The sequence below is a fragment of the Rhodococcus sp. 5G237 genome, assembly GCF_053764735.1.
This window is the reverse complement of record NZ_JBSNCD010000005.1, coordinates 472152-495181: the sequence shown is the minus strand read 5'-3', so window position 1 is coordinate 495181 and position 23030 is coordinate 472152. Positions and strand designations below refer to the sequence as shown.

The following is a 23030-nucleotide window of genomic DNA, read 5'->3' as shown; positions in this document are numbered from 1 at the left end:
TGCGTCGTTTCCGGCAGACCATGGTTACCGGGGTGCAACGGCCGGACGTCATCCGGGTGAGGTTCCGCCGAACCGGGTCCGGACCGCGCCCGGGAATGGTTCCCTGAGTATGTGAGAACGGCCACGCCGGCGGATCTCGGGAGGTTGCGCGGAGCGAATCTGGCTCTGGCAACGTGGGTGTCCGCCATCAACTTCTGGGCCTGGAACATGATCGGGCCGCTGTCGACGACCTACGCCACCGACATGTCGCTCAGCAGCACGGAAGCGTCGATGCTGGTGGCCACGCCGATCCTCGTGGGCTCCCTCGGCCGCATCGTGGTCGGGGCGATGACGGACAGGTACGGCGGACGGGCGATGTTCATCGCCGTCTCGCTGCTGTCGATCGTTCCTGTCGTCGCGGTCGGATTCGCCGCCGAGGCCGGCTCCTACCCGCTGCTCCTGGTCTGCGGGTTCTTCCTCGGCATCGCGGGCACGATCTTCGCGGTCGGGATCCCGTTCGCCAACAACTGGTACGAACCTGCCCGCCGCGGCTTCGCGACCGGCGTGTTCGGGGCGGGCATGGTGGGCACGGCCCTGTCGGCCTTCTTCACGCCGCGCTTCGTGAACTGGTTCGGGCTGGTGCCCACCCACATCGTCGTGGCGGCCGCCCTCGCCGTGACCGCCGTGGTGTGCATCCTGGTGATGCGCAACGCTCCCGAATTCCGTCCCAACACCGATCCGGTGCTGCCCAAGTTGACCGCCGCGGCGAAACTCGGTGTGACCTGGGAGATGTCGTTCCTGTACGCCGTCGTGTTCGGCGGGTTCGTGGCATTCAGCAACTATCTGCCCACCTACATCAAGACGATCTACGGCTTCTCCGCCGTCGACGCCGGTACGCGCACGGCGGGTTTCGCGCTCGCCGCGGTCCTCGCGCGGCCCGTGGGCGGAGCGCTGTCGGACCGGGTGCCGCCGAAGTACGTGGTCCTGGCCTCGTTCGCCGGTACCGCGGTGATGGCGGTGATCGCGACCTTCCAGCCCCCGCCCGACCTGTGGTCGGCGCTGACGTTCATCACGATGGCGATCTTCCTGGGCATCGGCACCGGTGGTGTCTTCGCGTGGGTGGCGCGACGCGCCCCGGCACACGCGGTGGGCAGTGTCACCGGCATCGTCGCCGCAGCCGGTGGGCTCGGCGGTTACTTCCCGCCCCTGGTGATGGGCGCGACCTACGACGCCGAGGGCAACGACTACACCGTCGGTCTGCTCCTGCTCGCGGCGACGGCACTGGTGTGCCTGCTCTACACCGCATTCCGCCTGCACACCCACGAACCGCCCCCGACGGCAGCAGGATCCGGGGCCCGCGACGTACGTGAGGAGAAATCGTGACGGACACCGCCGGAATCGGGAACCGGATCGAGGAACTGCTCGTGCGCAGCGGACGGTTCTTCACCTCCGGCGAGCAGTCCGACGACACACGCACGGTCACGCGGCGCGGTGGCCGAGAAGGCGACATCTTCTACCGGGACCGCTGGAGCCACGACAAGGTCGTCCGCTCCACACACGGGGTGAACTGCACCGGTTCGTGTTCGTGGAAGATCTACGTCAAGGACGGCATCATCACCTGGGAGACCCAGGAAACCGACTATCCGACAGTCGGCCCCGACCGTCCCGAGTACGAACCGCGTGGGTGCCCGCGCGGCGCGGCCTTCTCCTGGTACACCTACTCGCCGACGCGCGTGCGCTATCCGTACGCGCGCGGGCTGCTCGTCGAGATGTACCGGGAGGCGCGGCAGCGACTCGGCGATCCGGTGCTCGCCTGGGCCGACATCCAGAACGATCCCGAGCGGCGCCGCCGCTACCAGCGTGCCCGCGGCAAGGGTGGACTGGTGCGCGTCACGTGGGCCGAGGCCACGGAGATGATCGCCGCCGCGCACGTCCACACCATCAAGGAGTACGGACCCGACCGGGTGGCCGGCTTCTCGCCGATCCCCGCCATGTCGATGGTCTCCTTCGCCGCCGGTTCCCGGTTCGTCGAGCTGCTCGGCGGCGTGATGACGTCGTTCTACGACTGGTACGCCGACCTGCCGGTGGCGTCGCCGCAGGTCTTCGGCGATCAGACCGACGTGCCTGAGTCCGGGGACTGGTGGGACGCCTCCTACCTGATGATGTGGGGTTCGAACGTGCCCGTCACGCGCACCCCGGACGCGCACTGGATGACGGAGGTCCGCTACCGCGGCACCAAGGTCGTCTCGGTGAGTCCGGACTACGCCGACAACACCAAGTTCGCCGACGAGTGGATGGCGTGCGCGGCCGGTACCGACGGTGCCCTGGCGATGGCGATGGGCCATGTGCTCCTCACCGAGTTCTATGTGCGGCAGCGCGTTCCGTTCTTCGTCGACTATGTGCGCCGATACACCGATCTGCCGTTCCTCGTGCGGCTCGAGGAACGCGGCGGACGGCTCGTGCCGGGCAAGAACCTCACCGCCGTCGATCTCGGACACAGCGTCGAGAACGCGGCGTTCAAGCCGGTCTTCGTCGACGGTGCGACCGACACCGCCGTCGTACCCCCGGGCTCCCTCGGCTTCCGCTACGGCGACGACGGCATCGGCAAGTGGAATCTCGAACTCGGTGACCTCGTCCCGACCCTGACGGTCGCGCCCGGCGGCGGGGGAGCGGTCGAGACCGCGGCGGTGCACCTGCCGAGTTTCGACACCGTCGACGGGCACGGTGAGAGCATCGAACGGGGTGTGCCGGTCCGTCGGATCGGGGATCACCTCGTGTGCACCGTCTTCGACCTGATGCTCGCGCAGTACGGGGTGAACCGTCCGGAGCTCGACCTGCCCGGGCAGTGGCCGAGCGGGTACGACGACCCGGGCTCGCCGTACACCCCGGCCTGGCAGGAGGCCCTCACCGGGGTGCCCGCGGCCCAGGCGATCCGGATCGCGACGGAGTTCGCCCGCAACGCCGAGGAGTCGGGCGGGCGTTCGATGATCATCATGGGGGCCGGCATCTGCCAGTGGTTCCACGGCGACGCGACCTATCGCGCGGTGCTCGCGCTGCTCATGCTCACCGGCTGCATGGGACGCAACGGGGGTGGATGGGCGCACTACGTCGGGCAGGAGAAGTGCCGTCCCGTCACGGGATGGGCGGCCATGGCGATGGGGACGGACTGGTCTCGCCCGCCCCGCCAGATGGCCGGCACTTCCTACTGGTACGTGCACACCGACCAGTGGCGCTACGACGGTTACCGTGCCGACGCGCTGGCCAGTCCGCTGGGGCGCGGGCGTTTCCGCGACAAGCACACGATGGACGTCATGGCGTCCGCGGTCGCCATGGGCTGGACGCCCTTCTATCCCCAGTTCGACCGCAACACCCACGAGGTTGCCGAACAGGCACGGGCGGTGGGACGGGAGATCCCACAGCACGTCGCGCAGCAACTCGCCTCGGGCGAACTGAAACTGTCGGTGACCGACCCCGACGACCCGCGGAACTGGCCGCGCGTGCTCAGCGTGTGGCGGTCGAACCTGCTCGGCTCGTCCAGCAAGGGCAACGAGTATTTCCTGCGGCACCTGCTCGGCACCGATTCCAACGTGCAGGCCGAGCCGACGGCCCCCGGCCTGCGGCCCGGTGAGGTGGCGTGGCCCGACGACCTGCCCGAAGGAAAACTCGACCTGCTCATGTCGATCGACTTCCGCATGACCTCGACGACGTTGTTCTCCGACATCGTCCTGCCCGCCGCGACCTGGTACGAGAAGGGCGACCTGTCGAGCACCGACATGCACCCCTACATCCACGCCTTCACCGCGGCGGTCGACCCGCCCTGGGAGACCCGTTCGGACTACGACGCTTTCGGCGCCATCGCGCAGACCTTCAGCACCCTCGCCCGGACTCACCTGGGAACCCGCACCGACATCGTGATGGGGACACTGCAGCACGACACGCCCGCAGCGATGGCGTATCCTTCCGGCACCGAACGGGACTGGCGCTCGACCGGCGAAGTGCCGGTTCCGGGGAGGACGATGGGTCCGCTCGCCGTCGTCGAACGGGACTACGGTGCGATCGCGGAGAAGTGGGCGACGCTCGGTCCGCTCGTCGAGACCCTCGGGTTGAACACCAAGGGCGTCGTGACCCGGCCGGACCGTGAGGTCGCCGAACTGGCACAGAGATTCGGCGTCATGGATTCCGGTGCCGGACGGGGCCGTCCGGCGATCACCACCGCCGAACGGATGGCCGACACGATCCTCGCGCTGTCGGGCACGTCCAACGGCAGGCTCGCCGTCGAGGGTTTCCGTGAACTGGAGAAACGCACCGGACGACGACTCGTGCACCTCGCGGAGGGCAGCGAGGAACGGCGGATCACCTACGCCGACACCCAGGCCCGTCCCGTACCGGTCATCACGAGCCCCGAATGGTCGGGGAGCGAAACGGGAGGTCGCCGGTATGCGCCGTTCACCGTGAACATCGAGGAGCTGAAACCCTTCCATACGTTGACGGGCCGGATGCACTTCTACGTCGACCACGACTGGCTCGAAGAACTCGGGGAGCAGCTCCCGGTCTACCGGCCCCCGCTCGACATGTCGCGGCTGTTCGGCGAGCAGGCGGTCGGCTCCGGCGACGGTATCGGCCTGACGGTGAGATATCTGACCCCACACTCGAAGTGGTCGATCCACTCGGAGTACCAGGACAACCTGTTCATGCTGTCGCTGTCCCGGGGCGGGCCGACGATGTGGATGTCGCCGGCCGACGCCGCGAAGATCTCGGTGGGCGACAACGATTGGGTCGAGGCCGTCAACCGCAACGGTGTCGTGGTGTGCCGGGCGATCGTCTCGCACCGCATGCCCGAAGGGGTGGTGTTCGTCTACCACGCCCAGGACCGCGTCATCGACGTCCCGCGCAGCGAGACCACCGGACGCCGCGGCGGCATCCACAATTCGCTCACCCGCATCCTCATCAAACCGAGCCACCTCGCGGGCGGATACGCGCAGACAGCCTACGCGTTCAACTATCTCGGCCCGACGGGCAACCAGCGCGACGAGGTGACGATCGTGCGGCGCCGATCCCAGGAGGTCGTCTACTGATGCGTGAGCAGGAAGCGAGGCGGTCGTGAAGGTCATGGCACAACTTGCGATGGTGATGAACCTCGACAAGTGCATCGGATGCCACACCTGTTCGGTGACCTGCAAGCAGGCGTGGACCAACCGGTCGGGCACCGAGTACGTGTGGTTCAACAACGTCGAAACCCGCCCGGGCCAAGGCTATCCGCGCACCTACGAGGATCAGGAGCGCTGGCGCGGCGGCTGGGTCCGGGACAGCAAGGGACGGCTGCGTCTCCGCGACGGTGGACGCCTCGCGAAACTCGCGCGCATCTTCTCGAACCCCAAGATGCCGTCGATCGACGACTACTACGAACCGTGGACCTACGACTACGACAACCTGACGAACGCGCCGCTCGGCGACCACGTCCCGGTGGCGTCACCGCGCAGCCTGATCTCCGGCGAGCCGATGAAGGTGGAATGGTCGGCGAACTGGGACGACAATCTCGGTGGCTCGCCGTCGATCGTGCCCGACGACCCGATCCTGAAGAAGGTCGGCGACCGGGTCAAGCTCGAGTTCGAGCAGACCTTCATGTTCTACCTGCCGCGGATCTGCGAGCACTGCCTCAACCCGTCGTGTGTGGCGTCGTGTCCGTCCGGCGCGATGTACAAGCGATCGGAGGACGGCATCGTCCTCGTCGACCAGGACCGGTGCCGCGGCTGGCGGATGTGCGTGTCCGGATGCCCGTACAAGAAGGTGTACTTCAACCACAAGACCGGCAAGGCCGAGAAGTGCACCTTCTGCTACCCGCGGGTCGAGGTCGGGTTGCCGACGGTGTGCTCGGAGACGTGCGTGGGCAGGCTCCGGTACATCGGTCTCGTCCTCTACGACGTCGACCGGGTCCTGGAGGCGGCATCGGTGGAGAACGACACCGACCTGTACGAGGCGCAACGCGGGCTGCTGCTCGACCCGCGCGACCCCGAAGTGATCGCCGGCGCCCGCGCCGAGGGCATCTCCGACGAGTGGATCGAGGCCGCGCAACGGTCGCCGGTCTACGACCTGATCAGCACGTACCGGGTCGCGTTGCCGCTGCATCCGGAGTACCGGACGATGCCGATGGTCTGGTACGTGCCACCGCTGTCGCCGGTCGTCGACGCCGTCAGCCGGGAGGGACACGACGGCGAGGACATCGGCAACCTGTTCGGCGCCCTCGACGCCCTGCGCATCCCCATCGCGTACCTTGCGGAACTGTTCACCGCCGGGGACACCGCGACGGTCGAGGCGGTGCTGCGACGACTCGCGGCGATGCGCTCCTACATGCGCGACATCAATCTCGGCCGCGAGACCCGCCCCGAGATCCCCGAGGCCGTCGGCATGACCGAGGAACGGATCTACGAGATGTACCGGCTCCTCGCCCTCGCCAAGTACGACGAGCGATACGTCATCCCCACCGCCTACGCGGCCGAAGGGCATCGGCTCGAGGAGTCGGCGACGGACTGCGCGTTGTCCTACGAGGGTGGCCCCGGCATGTACGAGTCGGGTCCGTTCGGGGAGGCCAGCGGCGCCCCGGTCCCGGTGGCGGTCGAGACCTTCCACGCCCTCGCGCAGCGGCAGACCAGTGAGGGGATGGCAGCGAACGCGTCGAACCCGTCGCGGGTGAATCTCCTGAACTGGGACGGCAAGGGAGTGCCGACGGGCATGTTCCCGGGCGGTCACGGCACGGAAGGGGAGAAGCGATGAGACTGTTGCGTCCACGGCGCGCCGGCGTCGATCGCGCCCTGCACCATCGTCTCGTCCGTCAGGCCGCGTCGCTGCTGCTCGCCTATCCCGACGACGGACACGCCGGACGGCTGGGCGTCGCCGGGCAACTCGTCGACCACATCACCGATCCCGAGAAGGACATGCTGGGGACGGCGGTCCGCGCGCTGAACGAACCGGATCTGCTCGTCCTGGCCCGGCAGTACGTCGAGACCTTCGACCTGCGGCGACGCTCGACGATGTACCTGACCTACTGGACCGCGGGCGACACCCGGAATCGCGGCGCCGAGATGCACGCCTTCGCGAGTGCCTACCGCGCCGCGGGTGTCGAGCCGCCCGTCCACGAATCACCCGACCATCTGCCGGTCGTTCTCGAATTCGCGGCCACCGTGGATCCCGCCGCGGGCGAGGAACTCCTCACCCGGTATCGGGTGGCCCTCGACGTGCTGCACACCTCCCTGCGTGAGGTCGGCTCGCCGTACGCGCAGGTCGTCGCGGCCGTGTGCGCGACCCTCCCGCCGGTCACCGCCCGGGACGAGGAACGGGCCCGGCGCCTCGCGCAGGCGGGACCGCCCCGCGAGTCGATCGGATTGCAGCCCTTCACCCTGACGGTGCCGCCCCGGCGAGGAGTCCCGGAATCATGAGTGCAGGAGAGATCTTCTGGGACGTGGTGCCGTACGTGACGCTCGCGATCGTCGCGGTGGGGACCTGGTGGCGGTATCGATACGACAAGTTCGGATGGACCACCCGTTCGTCCCAGCTGTACGAGGCGCGGTTACTGCGCATCGCGAGCCCGATGTTCCACTTCGGGATCCTGGTCGTGATCGTCGGCCACGTCATCGGCCTGGTGATCCCGCAGTCGTGGACCGACGCCGTCGGGTTGAGTCAGCACGCCTATCACGTGCAGGCCATCACGCTCGGCACGATCGCCGGTGTCTCGACGCTCGTCGGCATCTCCCTGCTCGTGTACCGCCGTCGCACCCGCGGTCCCGTCTTCAGCGCCACCACTCTCAACGACAAGGTCATGTATCTCGTGCTCGTCGCCGCGATCGTGGCGGGTCTCGCCACCACGCTGATGGGGTCGGGCGTCGTGGGCGAGGAACACAACTACCGGGAGACCGTCTCGCCGTGGTTCCGGTCGATCTGGGTCCTGCAACCCCGCGGCGACCTGATGGTGGAGGCGCCGTTCAGCTTCCAGCTGCACGCCCTGATCGGCCTCGCGCTCTTCGCCATCTGGCCGTTCACGCGCCTCGTCCACGCCTTCAGTGCCCCCGTCGGATACCTGTTCCGGCCGTACATCGTCTACCGCAGCCGCGAGGAGGCACGTCCCGGCCGGCTCGTGGGTTCGCAACCACAACGACGGGGGTGGTGAGCGCGACCGATGGTGGGGGAGAGTCCCGGTGTACTGTGAAATGTTCCGCGCCCCCGACCTTGTCAGGACCACCGAAGATCCCCATGGCTTCCAGTTCCCACGTGAAGAACGACGCTTCGACCCCCGCACCCGTCGCGGCCACCGGCGTCCGCCGCTCGGTCCTCCCCGGGGGAGTGCGGGTCGTCACCGAGCACGTCCCCGGAGTGCGCTCGGCGGCCGTCGGAGTGTGGGTCGGTGTCGGATCCCGCGACGAACAACCGTCGGTCGCAGGCGCCGCCCACTTCCTCGAGCACCTGCTGTTCAAGGCGACCCCGACGCGCACCGCTCTCGACATCGCCGAGACGATGGACGGGATCGGGGGAGAGCTCAACGCGTTCACCAGCAAGGAACACACCTGCTTCTACGCGCACGTCCTCGACGACGACCTGCCGATCGCCGTCGAGGTCGTCGCCGACGTCGTCCTGCGCGGCCGGTGCCTGAGCGCGGACGTCGACGTCGAGCGTCAAGTGGTGCTCGAGGAGATCGCGATGCGCGACGACGATCCCGAGGACCTGCTCGGCGACTCGCTGCTCACCGCGCTGTACGGCGATCACCCCCTCGGCCGGCCGATCATCGGATCCGTCGAGTCGATCGAGTCCATGACCCGGACCCAGTTGCATTCGTTCCACGTGCGCCGCTACACCCCGCCGCGGATGGTCGTCGCGGTCGCCGGCAACGTCGACCACGCGCACACCGTCGAACTGGTGCGCCGCGCCTTCGCCGGTCACCTGGACGACGCGGCCACTCCCGCGCCCTGCCGCGACGGACGGCTCGAACTGCGCACCGCGCCGACGATGAGCATCGTCGAGCGCGACAACGAACAGGCGCACCTGACCCTCGGCGTGCGGTCCTTCGGCCGGCACGACGGGCGTCGCTGGGCGTTGTCGGTGCTCAACGCCGCCGTCGGTGGTGGTCTGAGTTCGCGCCTGTTCCAGGAGGTACGCGAGAAGCGGGGTCTGGCCTACTCGGTGTACTCCGGCACCGACACCTTCGCCGACACCGGCGCCTTCTCCGTGTACGCGGGCTGTCAGCCCGACAACCTCGGTGAGGTCGCCGCGGTGGTCCGGGAGGTGCTCACCGACGTGGCCGAACACGGCATCACCGACGCGGAATGCGCCCGTGCCAAGGGGTCGCTGCGCGGCGGTCTCGTGCTCGGACTCGAGGACACCGGGGCGCGCATGCACCGGATCGGCCGCAGCGAACTGAGCTACGGGCAGCACTGGAGCATCACCGAGACCCTCGAACGCATCTCGTCGGTGTCCACCGAGGAGGTGCGCAGCGTGGCCGCCGACCTGCTGCACCGGCCGTTCGCGGTCGCCGTCGCCGGCCCCTACCGGCGCACTCGTGACGTTCCGGCGTCGGTGCGCGAACTCGTGTCCTGAATCGTCCTCAGCTGGGCCAGTCGGCTCCGCAGGCGTCCGATGTCGTGCGCGACGGGTCCCGCCGGAGCAGCGAGTTCCGATACCGCGACCTCCGAGACGAACACGACCCGCACGTCGCGGTCGTGGAGCACGTCCACCAGATTGGCGAACCGCTGCGCGGGTTCGCGACCCGCGGTCGTCAGATCCGGGATCTTGTCGACGACCCAGAACAGGTGATCCGCCGCAAGCGCCAGATAGTCGGCCGGCGCCGTGGTGTGGTCGCAGAGATCGCCGAAGTCGAACCAGAGACAGTCCTCCTCGGCCCGTAGAGCGCGGAGCGGACGTTCCGCCGGGCGCAGGACCCGATGTTCGGCCGGCGCCGGCCGTTCGAGACCGAGCCGTCGTAGCTGCCGGTCGGACGGGGAGACGGCCCAGATCCCCGACGCGAATCCCTTCGCATGGTCGGAGCCGAGCCGATGATCGCGCGGACCGTCCAGAGCGACGACCGTCGCGCACCGCTCGACGAGCTCGATCGTCGGGACGAAGCCGTCGTGGAAGAGCGGGTTGGGGAGCAGGTGGCGGGGAGGATAGTTCGAGGTCAGGACGAGACGCGTGCGGCGACCGAGCAGTGCGGGGAACAGCCGGGCGACGAACGTGCCGTCCGCCGGATCGTGGACGTGGAATTCGTCGAAGCACACGAGCTCGGCGCGACCGATCAGGTGATCGAGTGCGGCGTCGAGATCGAAGCGGTGCCGTCGGAGCTCGACGTGCAGGTCGCGGAAGAACTCGTGGAAGTGGACGCGCAGCTTGTTCCGTCCGGGATAGGCCGAGAAGTACACGTCGGCGAGCCAGCTCTTGCCGCGCCCGGGCGGGCCCCACAGGTAGACGTTCGGGCGCTCGGGATGACACAGCTGCTCGACGGCGTCGTGTTGCGCGGGATCGAGCACGAACCCCCGGCTGCGCGCGGCCTCGTCGAACACCGTGCGGGGGACGGGGTTCGACGAGGCGGTATTCGGCGACATGCGGTTCCTGCGTCGGCGCACCCTCACGGCCGAGACTCTATCATCGTAGAGTGACGACTTCACCCGAACGTCCCTCCCGGCGCACGGCCATCAGCGATGCCGCCCTCGAACTCGCCGCCCGTGGCGGCAACCACGCGGTGACGCACACGGCCATCGACGTGCACCTCGGCCTGCCGAAGGGCTCGACCTCCTACTACTTCCGCACCCGCCACGCGCTCGTCTCGGCTGCGATCACCCGCCTCGCCGAACGGTCGCGCGCGGATTTCGCCGCGCTGTTCGACGACACGACCGGCGACCCGAGCCCTCCCGCCGACCTGATCGCGCGCTATCTCGAACGTCTGCTCACTGTGCGTCGCACCGATGTGCTGGCCCGGTACGCGCTCGCGACCGACGCGCGCCTCGAACCGGAGTCTGCCGAGGCGCTCGCGGCCTGCATGTTCTCGATCTCCGCGGCCACCGATCTCGTGCGGGAGCTCGATGCGCCGGATCCCGACACGGCGGGGCGCGATCTGGTGACCCTGCTCGAAGGAGTTCTGTTCGATCGCACCCACGGCACTCGCGCCCACACGTCCTCGGATTCGGACACGGCATGGGTCGACGAGATCAGCTCGACCGTCGGTCGGTGGCTCGACGCGCTCTGCGCACAGCAGTAGGTGGCGTTCGACCCGCTCGGGACGTCCACGGGTGGTTGCGTAGGATTTCCGGGGGAGACGGCAACGAAAGGGCGTGACGACGCAAGTGGATGCAACAAAGGTTCGGGTGGGTGTACTCGGTGCTGCCGGCAAGGTCGGCCAGGCGATCTGCGCCGCCGTCGACGCCGCGTCCGATCTCGAGCTCGTCGCCACCGTCGACAAGGGCGACAGCCTCGACGCCTTCGTGAACTCGCAGACCCAGGTGGTCGTCGACTTCACCCACCCCGACGTCGTCATGGACAACCTGCACTTCCTCGTCGAGAACGGCATCCACGCCGTGGTCGGAACCACCGGCTTCGACGACGAGCGCCTCGACCGGGTGCGGAGCTGGCTCGCGGATCGTCCCGAGGTGGGCGTGCTCATCGCGCCGAACTTCGCGATCGGTGCCGTGCTGTCGATGCGCTTCGCTCAGGCCGCCGCCCGGTTCTTCGACTCCGTCGAGGTGATCGAGCTGCACCACCCGAACAAGGCCGACGCCCCGTCCGGCACCGCCTACCGCACTGCCCGTCTGATCGCGCAGGCCCGCGCCGAGGCCGGTGTGGCTCCGAGCCCGGACGCCACCACCACCGAACTCGACGGTGCTCGCGGCAGCGACGTCGACGGTGTCCGCGTGCACTCCGTGCGTCTCGCCGGCCTCGTCGCTCACCAGGAGGTGCTGCTCGGCACCCAGGGCGAGACCCTCACCATTCGGCACGACTCGATCGACCGTTCCTCCTTCGCTCCCGGCGTGCTGCTCGGTGTGCGGGAGATCGGTAAGCGACCGGGTCTGACCGTCGGAATCGATCCCCTCCTCGACCTGTGAGAACCGGCTCGCTCAAAGTCCTCGTCCCCATTGCGTTCATCGTGGTGGCGCTGGGGTTCTACTTCGTTCTGCTCGGCTCCACCGGCCTGGAACTGGTCCGGTCCGGTGAGGTCGCGGCGATCGGTCTCGGGATCGGCATCCTCATCCTCCCGATCGTGGGAGCCTGGATCGTCTATGCGACCCTCCGCGCAGGGCTGCAGCATCAGCACCTCGCGCGGCGGATCCACGACGAAGGCCTCGAACTCGACGTCGACGACCTGCCCCGCATGCCGTCGGGGCGGGTCGAGCGGGACGCCGCCGACGAACTGTTCGCGACCGTGAGGCAGGAATGGGAAGCCGACCCCGACAACTGGCGCAACTCCTACCGGCTCGCACGCGCGTACGACTACGCGGGCGACCGCAGCCGCGCGCGGGAGACGATGCGCCGGGCGGTCGCGCTCGAGAAGCTCGAACGGGACGGCCACGCCGGTTCCTGAACCGGCGAGCGGCTTTGACAACCTCGACGTGGTGCAGCAGCCTGCTGATGTGACGGACGAGGCTGTGGAAGACCGGGCAGGGGCGGACGAGGCAGGGCGCGGGGACGGATCCCGCACGGTGCTGGTGGTGCACCACACCCCGTCGCCGCCGACCCGCGAGATCCTCGAAGCCGTCCTGGCGGGAGCTCGGGACCCGGAGATCACGGGTGTGACCGTCCGGGTGGTTCCCGCGCTGGGCGCCACGGTGCCCGATGTGCTGGCCGCCGACGGCTTCCTGTTCGGCACGACAGCCAATTTCGGTTACATGTCGGGTGCGCTCAAGCACTTCTTCGACACGGTCTACTACCCGTGTCTCGATGCCGTGGCCGGCCGTCCCTACGGTCTGTGGGTGCACGGGAACAACGACACAGCCGGCGCTGTGGCCTCGGTTCGGCGCCTGACCACCGGGTTGGGTCTCGTGCAGGCTGCTGCCGATCTCGAGATCACCGGACCGGTCGACGCGAAGGTGCGCGAGCAGTGCTACGAGCTCGGCGCCATCGTCGCGGCGACCGCGGCCGGTGAGATCTGACATCAGCGAAAGTCTTGCGCTCCGCGGTCAGCGGAAATTCTTCGCTCCGCGGTCAGCGGAAGTTCTTCTCCGTGAACGACTTGAGGCCCTTGCCTGCGGTTTCGAGGGCCATCTTCTCGGCGCGCCGCACGAGGAATCCGGGGATGGGGATCTTCGGATCGATGGTCAGTGAGAACTCGGCCGTCGTGCCGGATCCCTTGGCGGTGAGGGTGTAGGCGCCGTCCTGCTGGCGCTGCTGGCTGCTCTCCACCAGGGTCCACGACATGGACTCGTCGCCGTTCCAGGAGTACTCGACGACCTGCTCGTCGGTGATGCCGACGATCGAGACGGTCATCCGTACGCGGTGGGGTCGTCCGTCGGGGTGGGTGGACTCGACGGTGACGGACTTGTGGGTCGACGACCACTCGGGCAGGCGTTCGACCGCGGCGAGCGCGGCCATCACCTGCTCCGGGGTTGCGTCGATGTCGAAACTCCTGGTGCTGCTGACCGCCATGCGCCCTCCGCGTCGCCCGATTGTGTGCGTCGGCACTCTATCGTGCGGTGAGGTACCTCACGCGTCGCTGCGCGGGTTCGTGTCGTCGGGGCCCGCAGTGTCGTTGCGGCCGGCGGCGTCGTCCGGGCCCGCGGTGTCGGTCGGACCGGACGGCTGCTGCTCGGTAGGTGCGGGCGAGGTGGGCTTCGCCCAGCCGCCCTGACGGCGCCATTCGTCGGCACGGCGCTGATAGCGCATCTGCTCCCGCAGGGCGCCCTGTACGGCCTGTGCCATCCAGGAGTTGAGCGAGAGTCCGCTCTGCTGCGCCGCTTCCTCGGCCTTGGTCTTGATCTGTTCGACGAGGCGCAGGGTCACCCGGCTGATGTCGCCGGTCATCTCCTCGAAGGACGGCGTCGGATCCACGTGCGGGGGAGCGGGTTCGCTGTGGACGGCGAGGACGGCGTCGGTGCCGTCGAGGCGCACCGTGACGGTGCGGTCGCCGAGTTCGTCGCTGATCTCGTTGGCCATGTCGGACAGTGCTGCCAGGACCGCGAGGCGGACGGGTGCGGCGATGGCTGTCGCGAGGGCTGCGGCGGTGCGTCGGGTCTGCTCGTCGCCGAGTTCGGCCGCGGAGATCACGGAGTCCGTGATGGCGGACGTGTACTTGTCGATGTCCATGACGCCAGTGTGACGTCACCGATGATGTCACGCAAGGTGTCATCGTGATGTCATCGATCGTCGCAGGTCGAGGCGCGTTAGTGTGCGGACGGAAGAGACGGCGCGTCCGGAGGATGCGCGACGACCGAGGCGAGGAGGAGACGATGGCGCCCGAACCCGCCGTTCCGAAGGTCCGGCTCATCGCCACGACGGAGTTCCACGTTCCCGACGACGTCGACTGGGACACCGACGCCGAGGGCGGGGAAGCGCTCGTCGAGTTCGCCGGTCGCGCCTGCTACCAGAGCTGGTCCAAGCCCAACCCCCGCACCGCGACGAACGCCGGTTATCTCCGTCACCTGCTCACCGTGGGGCACCTGTCCGTTCTCGAACACGCGACGGCGACCTTCTACATCACCGGCATCTCCCGTTCGTGCACGCACGAGCTGATCCGGCACCGGCACTTCTCGTTCTCCCAGCTGTCCCAGCGTTTCGTCGCCGACGGTGAGGTGCCCGTGGTGGTTCCGCCCGCGATCGCGGGCGATGCCGAACTCGAGGAGTTGTTCTTCGCGGCCGCGGAGCGCAGCCGCGAGGCCTATGTGGCGCTGTTGGCGGCGCTCGACGAGAAGCTCTCGCATCTTCCCGCCGGTCCGTTGCGCGCCAAGCAGGTCCGGGAGGCCGCCCGGGCGGTGCTCCCCAACGCCACGGAGACCCGCATCGTCGTCACCGGCAACTACCGATCGTGGCGTCACTTCGTCGCCATGCGCGCGACCGAACATGCCGACGTCGAGATCCGGCGTCTCGCCGTCGAATGTGTGCGTCAGCTCGCGGATGCCGCACCGAACGCGTTCTCGGACTTCGCGATCACGAAGCTGGCCGACGGCAGCGAGATCGCAGCTCCCACGCTCGCGACCGATCTCTGATCGACCTGTACCCCGATCTCCGATCGACTGCTACACCGATCTGTGATCCGTCTTCGGGGGGCGGGCGTGTGTCGAGGCGGCCCTGCCACGCGGTAGCCTTCTGACCATGACCAACGGTGATTCCGCAACTGCTGTCGAGCTTCCGTTCGGCACCGTCGCCACAGCGATGGTGACCCCGTTCACTGCCGATGGCAAGCTCGACGTGGATGCGGGCGTGCGTCTGGCGAACTACCTCGTCGAGGGTGGCTGTGACGCACTGGTTCTCGCCGGTACGACCGGCGAATCGCCCACGACGACCGAGAACGAGAAGATGGAGCTGATGCGGGCCGTGCTCGCATCCGTCGGCGACCGCGCCAAGATCATCGCCGGTGCCGGCAGCAACGACACCGCCCACAGCGTCGAGCTCGCCCGCGACGCCGCGCGAGCCGGTGCGCACGGCCTGCTCGTGGTGACCCCGTACTACTCGCGGCCCCCGCAGGCGGGTCTCTACGCCCACTTCGTCGCGGTGGCCGATGCGACCGATCTGCCGGTCATGCTCTACGACATCCCACCTCGATCCGTCGTGCCGATCGAGACCGACACGCTGCGTCTGCTCGCCGAGCACCCGCGGATCGTCGCGGTGAAGGACGCCAAGGGTGATCTGAACGCGGGCGCCGAGCTGATCGGCACCACCGACCTGAAGTTCTACTCGGGCGACGACCCGCTGAACCTGCCGTGGCTGTCCGTCGGCGCCGTCGGATTCGTCAGCGTGATCGGCCATCTCGTGCCCGGTCGCCTCCGCGAGCTGCACACCGCCTTCGAGGCCGGCGATCTCGAACTCGCCCGTCGCATCAATCTGTCGATGGTGCCCATCTACCGGGCCGTCGCGCGACTGGGAGGTGTGAGCGCCTCGAAAGCAGGGCTGCGACTGCTCGGTATCGACGTCGGAGAGCCCCGTCTGCCGCAGGTCGCCCCGGTGACAGCGCAGATCGACGCTCTCGCGGCGGATCTCCAGGCTGCGGGGGTGCTGTGATGAGCCGCCCCGATCGTGGCCGTGGCCGCGCCACCCGCAACGCCGGTCCGCCCTCCCGCGCCCCGCGCCGGGTGCCGCAGAACTCCGCGGCCGCCCAGCGACCCGACGCGCGCGTCGTCGACCCCACTGAACGGTTGGGTACGCCGCCCAAGGCTCCTCGCGACGGTCTGCGCGTCGTCGCGCTCGGCGGTATCGGCGAGATCGGCCGCAACATGACGGTCTTCGAACACCAGGGACGGCTCCTGATCGTCGACTGCGGTGTTCTCTTCCCCGAGGACCAGCAGCCCGGCGTCGATCTGATCCTGCCCGACTTCCGGTACATCGAGGACCGGATGGACGACGTCGAGGCGATCGTCCTCACCCACGGCCACGAGGACCACATCGGTGCCGTGCCGTTCCTGCTGCGTCTGCGCCCCGACATCCCGGTCGTCGGGTCCAAGTTCACCCTGGCGCTGGTCGCGGCCAAGTGCCGCGAGCACCGTCAGCGTCCCAAGCTCGTCGAGGTCGTCGAGGGGCAGAGCACCTCGCACGGTCCGTTCGAGTGCGAGTACTTCGCGGTCAACCATTCCATCCCCGACGCGATCGCCGTCGCGATCCGCACCGCCGCGGGGGTCGTGCTGCACACCGGCGACATCAAGCTCGACCAGCTGCCGCTCGACAACCGCCTCACCGACCTCGCGGGCTTCTCCCGCCTCGGCGACGAGGGTGTCGACCTGTTCCTCGTCGACTCGACGAACGCCGAGGTCCCCGGCTTCGTCACGCCCGAGCGCGAGATCGGCGGGGTGCTCGACACCGTCATCGGCAAGGCCACCAACCGGGTGATCGTCGCGTCCTTCGCGAGCCACGTGCACCGCATCCAGCAGATCGTCGACGTCGCGGAGCGCTACAACCGGCGCGTGGCGTTCGTCGGCCGGTCGATGGTCCGCAACATGCAGATCGCGCAGGATCTGGGCTATCTCAACGTGCCCGACGGCCTCGAGGTCGACATCGACACCGCCGCGAGCCTGCCCGACGGCCGGGTCGTGCTGGTCTCCACCGGTTCGCAGGGCGAGCCGCTCTCGGCGCTGTCCCGGATGGCGCGCGGCGAGCACCGGCAGATCAACATCCGGGCCGACGACCTCGTCGTCCTCGCGTCGTCGCTGATCCCCGGCAACGAGAACTCCGTGTTCGCGGTCGTCAACGGTCTGGCCAAGCGCGGCGCGAAGGTCGTCACCCAGCAGAACGCGAAGGTGCACGTCTCCGGTCACGCGTCGGCCGGCGAGCTGCTGTACCTCTACAACGCGGTGCGACCCACCAACGCGATGCCCGTCCACGGCGAGTGGCGCCACCTGCGGGCGAACGCCGCCCTGGCCGAGGCCACGGGTGTTCCCCGCGAGCGGATCGTGCTCGCGGAGGACGGTGTGGTCGTCGACATGGTCGACGGACTCGCCGAGATCGTCGGGCGCGTCCCGGTCGGTCACGTCTACGTCGACGGCCTGTCGGTGGGCGACGTGGGCGAGTCCACGCTGTCCGACCGTCTCGTCCTCGGCGAGGGTGGTTTCATCTCCATCTCCGTCGCGGTCGACGCCGCGACCGGCCGTGCGGTGAGCACCCCGGAGGTCTCCGGTCGCGGTTTCTCCGACGATCCGGGCGCACTCAACGAGGCGGCGCAGCTCGTGGACAAGGCGCTCAACGAACTCGCTGCAGAAGGCGTCACGGAGACCCATCGAATCGCCCAGGGCATCCGTCGCGTCGTCGGCCGCTGGGTCGCCGAGACCTATCGTCGTCGCCCGATGATCGTGCCCACGGTGATCCCGGTCTCCTGAGTGCGGTGCGCGCGGTCCCGCCGAACACGCGGGTTCGCGCGATGGGCGAGGGCAGGAGTGATCGCTAGAGTGGCGGAATGAGCCTCGCCCGAAGCGAACGACATGCCCTCGTCCGCACGATGTCCGAGGTCGGGCCCGACGCGCCGACGCTCTGCGGCGACTGGACGGTCCGGGATCTCGCCGCGCACCTGCTCGTCCGCGAGCGCCGGGTGGACGCGATGCCCGGCATCGTCGTCCCGGCCCTGGCCGATCACACGGAGAAGGTGCGACGCTCCGCCACCGACCGGCAGTGGGCACACCTGCTCGCCGACGTCGATTCCGGCCCGCCGAAGTGGTCGCCGATGTTCCTGTTCGACGCCGTCGCCAACGCGGCGGAGATGTTCGTGCACCACGAGGACGTGCGCCGCGCGCAGCCCGGATGGGAGCCGCGGACGCTGTCGGCGGACGACCAGGACCAGCTCTGGCGCATCGCGCGGATGATCGGACGTAACAGCTACGGCGGATGCGACGTCACGGTGGTCTTCGAGCGGTCCGGTTCCGGCGAGCGGGTCACCCTGCGCAAGCGCGGTCCGCGCACCGTCGTGCTGCGCGGCGAACCGGCCGAACTCGTGCTGCACGCCTTCGGCCGCGACCAGGTGCGGCTCGAGATCGAGGGTGACGAGTCGGCGGTCACCGAACTGGCGGGGTCGAAACGCGGACTGTGAGCGCTCGCCCGGGACGGCGTGTGACCAGTGCCGCCGCCCGGTACCCGCGTTGCTGATGGTTCATGAGAGGTCCGTGCGGCTACCCTGGCGGATATGGCAGGAAAGTCGTCGGGCAGCCGCGGAACGTCGTCTACGACCTCTCGGTCGCGGGCGGGGGCGCGGGGTTCGGGCGGCAGCACCTCCCGTGCTCGCAGCGCGGGTGCCTCCACCTCGAAGACCGGATCGACCGCGAAGTCGAAGGCGTCCGGATCGACCCGGTCCACCCCCGCACGCAAGCCGCGCGCCGCGGCCTCGACCGCGAACCGTCGCAGCGGTGGCACCGCACGTCGCACTCCGGCCGCGAGCCGCCGCCCCGCGCCCGCCCGTCCCCGGCGCAGTTCCGGGGGGATCCTCACCGCTGTCGGCCGCACCGTCGGCGCCGGCTGGATGATGACGGCCCGCGCCCTCGGAGCCACGACCCGGACGATGGGTCGCGCCACCGAGATCGAGTCCGGACACCGCCGCGACGGCATCGCGCTCGGACTGATCTCCATCGGCGTGATCATCGCCGGCACGGTGTGGTTCGGCGTCGGCGGCCCGGTGGGGGAGTGGGTCGAGACGGCCGTCCGCGCCGTCACCGGCGGTGCGAGCGCGGTCCTTCCGCTCGTCGCGGTCGGCGTCGCGGTGACGCTCATGCGCACCGAACCGCATCCCGAGATCCGTCCCCGGCTCGTCGTCGGCGGACTGCTCGTCGGTCTGCCCGCGTTGGGTCTGTGGCACATCGCCTCCGGTTCGCCCACCGACGCGGAGGGCCGCTCGGAAGGGGCCGGTTTCGTCGGTGCCGCCGTGGGTGGACCGCTCACCTCCGGACTCACCGTGTGGCTGTCCGTGCCGCTGATGCTCCTCGCGGCGGGCTTCGGGATCCTGCTGCTCACCGGCACCACGGTGCGGGAGCTGCCCGAACTGTTCCGCGACTACTTCGGCCTCGGCTACCGCGCCGACGACGAGTACGGCGACTACGACGACCACTACGACGACGATTACGGCTACGACGAGCCGCCGATGTTCGACGCCGACGGCTACCCGATCGACGAGCCGCCCGCGCCCAAGCGGTCCCGTCGCCGGCGTACCCCGGTGGAGAACTACCCGCCCGACGAGTTCGACGGCGACGCGAAGACCGAGGTGCTCCCGCTGTGGGACGACCGCGCACCCGAACCGGAGGCGCCCGCCTCGCCGCCGGCCACGCTGGAGATGCCCTCGGTCGCCGAGACCCCGGCCGCAGCACCGGCCCCCGCTCCCGCCCGTAAGAAGCCGAAGGCCGCCCCGGTACCCGAGGTCGTCGACCAGACCTCCGAACCGGAACCGGCCGAGACGTTCGTGCGCGACCGCGAGATCGAGGGCGACTACACGCTGCCCTCGCTGGAGTTGCTCACCAAGGGCGACCCGCCCAAGACTCGGTCGGCCGCGAACGACCAGATGATCGAGGCGATCACCGAGGTTCTCGAACAGTTCAAGATCGACGCCGCGGTCACCGGCTTCACCCGTGGCCCGACCGTCACCCGCTACGAGGTCGAACTCGGCCCCGGCGTCAAGGTCGAGAAGATCACCGCGCTCGCCCGCAACATCGCGTACGCGGTGGCCACCGACAACGTCCGGTTGCTCGCACCGATCCCGGGCAAGTCCGCCGTCGGCATCGAGGTCCCCAACACCGACCGCGAACTCGTGCGGCTGTCGGACGTGCTCGCGGCGCCGTCGACCCGCCGCGACCATCACCCCCTCGTCATCGGTCTCGGCAAGGACATCGAGGGCGACTTCGTCTCCGCCAACCTTGCGAAGATGCCGCACCTGCTGGTCGCCGGTTCGACCGGTTCCGGTAAGTCGAGCTTCGTCAACTCGATGCTCGTGTCGCTGCTCATCCGCGCGACGCCCGACGAGGTGCGGATGATCCTCATCGACCCGAAGATGGTCGAGCTGACGCCCTACGAGGGCATCCCGCACCTGATCACCCCGATCATCACGCAGCCGAAGAAGGCCGCGGCGGCGCTGGCCTGGCTCGTCGAGGAGATGGAGCAGCGCTACCAGGACATGCAGGCCAACCGCGTGCGCCACATCGACGACTTCAACGCGAAGGTGAAGTCGGGGGAGATCACCGCACCGCTCGGCAGTGAGCGCGTGTACCGGCCGTATCCGTACATCCTCGCCATCGTCGACGAGCTCGCCGACCTGATGATGACGGCCCCACGCGACGTCGAGGACGCGATCGTCCGCATCACCCAGAAGGCCCGCGCCGCCGGCATCCATCTCGTGCTCGCCACCCAGCGACCCTCGGTGGACGTCGTCACGGGTCTCATCAAGACGAACGTGCCCTCGCGACTCGCGTTCGCGACGAGTTCGCTCACCGACTCGCGCGTCATCCTCGACCAGCCCGGTGCCGAGAAGCTCATCGGTATGGGCGACGGACTGTTCCTGCCGATGGGGGCGGGCAAGCCGATCCGCCTGCAGGGTGCGTTCATCACCGACGAGGAGATCGCAGGGGTCGTCGACTTCGCCAAGAATCAGGCCGAACCCGAGTACAACGAGGGAGTCACCGCTCCGAAGGCCGGCGACAAGAAGGACGTCGATCCCGACATCGGCGATGACCTCGACGTCTTCCTGCAGGCCGTCGAACTCGTCGTCACGAGCCAGTTCGGTTCGACGTCGATGCTGCAGCGCAAGCTGCGCGTCGGATTCGCCAAGGCCGGTCGCCTGATGGACCTGATGGAGACCCGCGGTGTGGTCGGGCCGAGCGAGGGCAGCAAGGCCCGCGAGGTGCTGGTCAAGCCCGAGGAGCTCGACGGCCTGCTGTACTCGATCCGTGGCGGTGGAGATCCGGCAGAGGCCCCGGCTGCAGAGCAGTGAGACATGCCCTCTCGACGGGCCGTCCCTGCTGCCTCCGGCGGGAAGCGACGATGTGTGGCACAATCGTGGAAGCTGTGGAGGGGAGTATCCCCAGATCCGCGGCGGTCTCGTCAACACGTGCGGCGCCGATGCCGTCCCGGGGCCGTCGGTCCGGCGATAGTCCGGGCGGGAGAGACCTCCGGCAGGTACGCATACCTACCGGAAGGCCTATGGGTCCATGCACGTAAACCTGACCACCTGGTTGATCACGATCGCCGTCATCATCGGGTTGTTCGTCTTCGACTTCTTCGCCCACGTCCGCAAGCCGCACGCGCCCACACTGCGCGAATCCGGTTTCTGGTCGGCCGTCTTCATCGCCATCGCGATCCTCTTCGGCGTGATCGTCTTCGCGGTCTGGGGACCGACCTACGGCGGCGAGTACTTCGCCGGCTACATCACCGAGAAGGCGCTGTCGGTCGACAACCTCTTCGTCTTCGTCATCATCATGGCCACCTTCGCGGTGCCCCGTGAGTACCAGCAGAAGGTCCTCACCATCGGCATCGTGCTGGCGCTGGTCATGCGCGGTGCCTTCATCGCGGTCGGTGCCGCGGCGATCAACGCCTACAGCTGGGTGTTCTACCTGTTCGGCTTCTTCCTCATCTACACGGCCGTCAAGCTCATCCGCGACCACGGTGAGGACCCGCAGGCCATCTCGGAGAACCGGATGGTCAAGCTGGCCCGGAAGTTCCTGCCGGTGCACGACGAGTACGACGGCGACCGCCTCATCACTCGCATCGACGGCAAGAAGCTCGTCACGCCGATGCTGCTCGCGCTTGTCGCCATCGGCTTCACCGACATCCTCTTCGCGCTCGACTCGATCCCCGCGATCTACGGTCTGACCAACGAGCCGTATCTGGTGTTCACCGCGAACGCCTTCGCCCTGATGGGCCTGCGACAGCTGTTCTTCCTCATCGGCGGTCTGCTCGAGCGGTTGGTCTACCTGTCCTACGGACTGTCGATCATCCTCGCGTTCATCGGCGTGAAGCTGGTGCTCCATGCCTTGCACGAGAACACGCTCGGCTGGATCAACGGCGGCGAGCACGTTGCCGTCCCGGAGATCTCCACCGGCGTGTCCCTGATCGTGATCATCGGAGTGCTGGCCGTGACGACGGTGGCCAGCCTGCTCAGGACGCGCGGCGAGAAGGAATCCGTCAGGAGTTGAACACGCCCATCACCGGGTTCCACCCGGTGATGCGCACGGCGTCGACGAGGTCGCGCTGCGCGAACGGGTCCTGGCCCATCAGTTCGCGCGCCGCGGCCTCGTCGGCCACGTCGACGAGGATGAGCGCACCCGAACCGTCCGTCCACGGGCCGGTCGCCCGCACGATGCCCTGATCCACGAGGTCGCCGAGCCATGCTCGGTGCTTCGGGCGGTGCTCGTCGCGCGCCGAGGCGGTCGCATCCGAATAGGTGTACTCGACGGCGAACAGGGCCATACGGGTCT

General features: G+C 68.7%; 20 protein-coding genes. 16 read left to right on the top strand and 4 right to left on the bottom strand.

Features of this window, described 5'->3' with window-relative positions; all coding sequences use genetic code 11:
• Nucleotides 1–111 precede the first annotated feature (111 nt).
• The 6 genes from ACWPOC_RS14625 to ACWPOC_RS14600 all read left to right on the top strand — a co-directional run bounded on the left by ACWPOC_RS14625 (nt 112) and on the right by ACWPOC_RS14600 (nt 9561).
• Complete coding sequence (locus ACWPOC_RS14625) at nt 112–1362, top strand: nitrate/nitrite transporter (RefSeq protein ID WP_455408890.1); 1251 nt, start codon at nt 112–114, stop codon at nt 1360–1362.
• Nucleotides 1359–5054 carry a nitrate reductase subunit alpha gene (locus tag ACWPOC_RS14620; RefSeq protein ID WP_455408889.1) on the top strand — a complete coding sequence of 1232 codons (3696 nt, stop codon included), beginning with the start codon at nt 1359–1361 and terminating at the stop codon, nt 5052–5054. Before ACWPOC_RS14625 ends, ACWPOC_RS14620 begins: the two co-directional genes overlap by 4 nt.
• Nucleotides 5055–5079: 25 nt before the next feature.
• Nucleotides 5080–6750, top strand: a complete 1671-nt coding sequence (gene narH, locus ACWPOC_RS14615; protein WP_120282300.1) for a nitrate reductase subunit beta — start codon at nt 5080–5082, stop codon at nt 6748–6750.
• Entirely contained in the window at nt 6747–7412 is a 666-nt protein-coding gene (gene narJ / locus ACWPOC_RS14610; protein ID WP_120282301.1) for a nitrate reductase molybdenum cofactor assembly chaperone, read from the top strand. The genes narH and narJ overlap by 4 nt, the downstream gene beginning before the upstream one ends.
• Nucleotides 7409–8140 (top strand): respiratory nitrate reductase subunit gamma, encoded by a 732-nt coding sequence (narI, locus tag ACWPOC_RS14605; RefSeq protein WP_120282302.1) that lies wholly within the window; start codon nt 7409–7411, stop codon nt 8138–8140. Before narJ ends, narI begins: the two co-directional genes overlap by 4 nt.
• Before the next feature lie 83 nt (nt 8141–8223).
• Nucleotides 8224–9561 (top strand): M16 family metallopeptidase, encoded by a 1338-nt coding sequence (locus tag ACWPOC_RS14600; RefSeq protein WP_120282303.1) that lies wholly within the window; start codon nt 8224–8226, stop codon nt 9559–9561.
• On the opposite strand, the gene zapE is transcribed toward ACWPOC_RS14600, so the two are convergent.
• On the bottom strand, nt 9510–10562 hold the full coding sequence (gene zapE / locus ACWPOC_RS14595) for a cell division protein ZapE (RefSeq protein WP_120282304.1): 1053 nt from the start codon (nt 10560–10562) through the stop codon (nt 9510–9512). The two genes, ACWPOC_RS14600 and zapE, sit on opposite strands and share 52 nt — an antisense overlap.
• Before the next feature lie 50 nt (nt 10563–10612).
• On the opposite strand from zapE, the gene ACWPOC_RS14590 reads away from it, so the two are divergent.
• The 4 genes from ACWPOC_RS14590 (at nt 10613) to ACWPOC_RS14575 (ending at nt 13100) form a co-directional block, all read left to right on the top strand.
• The gene (locus ACWPOC_RS14590; protein WP_120282305.1) at nt 10613–11215 is read left to right on the top strand and encodes a TetR family transcriptional regulator; all 603 of its coding nucleotides are present in this window, start codon (nt 10613–10615) and stop codon (nt 11213–11215) included.
• 85 nt (nt 11216–11300) lie between these two features.
• Nucleotides 11301–12056: a 4-hydroxy-tetrahydrodipicolinate reductase gene (gene dapB / locus ACWPOC_RS14585; RefSeq protein ID WP_183070804.1), complete on the top strand. Its 756-nt coding sequence runs from the start codon at nt 11301–11303 to the stop codon at nt 12054–12056.
• Nucleotides 12053–12532, top strand: coding sequence for a hypothetical protein (locus tag ACWPOC_RS14580; RefSeq protein WP_120282307.1), 480 nt, complete (start codon nt 12053–12055; stop codon nt 12530–12532). The genes dapB and ACWPOC_RS14580 overlap by 4 nt, the downstream gene beginning before the upstream one ends.
• Before the next feature lie 64 nt (nt 12533–12596).
• Complete coding sequence (locus ACWPOC_RS14575; RefSeq protein ID WP_060651231.1) at nt 12597–13100, top strand: flavodoxin family protein; 504 nt, start codon at nt 12597–12599, stop codon at nt 13098–13100.
• A 52-nt stretch (nt 13101–13152) separates the two neighbouring features.
• On the opposite strand, the gene ACWPOC_RS14570 is transcribed toward ACWPOC_RS14575, so the two are convergent.
• Nucleotides 13153–13593 carry an SRPBCC family protein gene (locus tag ACWPOC_RS14570; RefSeq protein WP_120282308.1) on the bottom strand — a complete coding sequence of 147 codons (441 nt, stop codon included), beginning with the start codon at nt 13591–13593 and terminating at the stop codon, nt 13153–13155.
• Between the two features lie 57 nt (nt 13594–13650).
• Nucleotides 13651–14250, bottom strand: a complete 600-nt coding sequence (locus ACWPOC_RS14565; protein ID WP_120282309.1) for a hypothetical protein — start codon at nt 14248–14250, stop codon at nt 13651–13653.
• Between the two features lie 143 nt (nt 14251–14393).
• Here ACWPOC_RS14565 and thyX point away from each other — a divergent pair, with 143 nt between their 5' ends.
• The 6 genes from thyX (at nt 14394) to ACWPOC_RS14535 (ending at nt 22748) form a co-directional block, all read left to right on the top strand.
• The gene (gene thyX, locus ACWPOC_RS14560) at nt 14394–15149 is read left to right on the top strand and encodes an FAD-dependent thymidylate synthase (protein ID WP_060651230.1); all 756 of its coding nucleotides are present in this window, start codon (nt 14394–14396) and stop codon (nt 15147–15149) included.
• A 106-nt stretch (nt 15150–15255) separates the two neighbouring features.
• Nucleotides 15256–16161: a 4-hydroxy-tetrahydrodipicolinate synthase gene (gene dapA, locus ACWPOC_RS14555; protein ID WP_120282311.1), complete on the top strand. Its 906-nt coding sequence runs from the start codon at nt 15256–15258 to the stop codon at nt 16159–16161.
• The gene (locus ACWPOC_RS14550) at nt 16161–17966 is read left to right on the top strand and encodes a ribonuclease J (protein ID WP_225623774.1); all 1806 of its coding nucleotides are present in this window, start codon (nt 16161–16163) and stop codon (nt 17964–17966) included. The genes dapA and ACWPOC_RS14550 overlap by 1 nt, the downstream gene beginning before the upstream one ends.
• A 77-nt stretch (nt 17967–18043) precedes the next feature.
• Nucleotides 18044–18670 (top strand): TIGR03085 family metal-binding protein, encoded by a 627-nt coding sequence (locus ACWPOC_RS14545; RefSeq protein ID WP_120282312.1) that lies wholly within the window; start codon nt 18044–18046, stop codon nt 18668–18670.
• A gap of 93 nt (nt 18671–18763) precedes the next feature.
• On the top strand, nt 18764–21547 hold the full coding sequence (locus ACWPOC_RS14540; protein WP_455408888.1) for a DNA translocase FtsK: 2784 nt from the start codon (nt 18764–18766) through the stop codon (nt 21545–21547).
• Between the two features lie 217 nt (nt 21548–21764).
• The gene (locus ACWPOC_RS14535; RefSeq protein WP_120282313.1) at nt 21765–22748 is read left to right on the top strand and encodes a TerC family protein; all 984 of its coding nucleotides are present in this window, start codon (nt 21765–21767) and stop codon (nt 22746–22748) included.
• Here the strand turns inward: ACWPOC_RS14535 and ACWPOC_RS14530 are convergent.
• Nucleotides 22738–23022, bottom strand: a complete 285-nt coding sequence (locus ACWPOC_RS14530) for a YciI family protein (protein ID WP_120282314.1) — start codon at nt 23020–23022, stop codon at nt 22738–22740. The two genes, ACWPOC_RS14535 and ACWPOC_RS14530, sit on opposite strands and share 11 nt — an antisense overlap.
• Between the last annotated feature and the right edge of the window lie 8 nt (nt 23023–23030).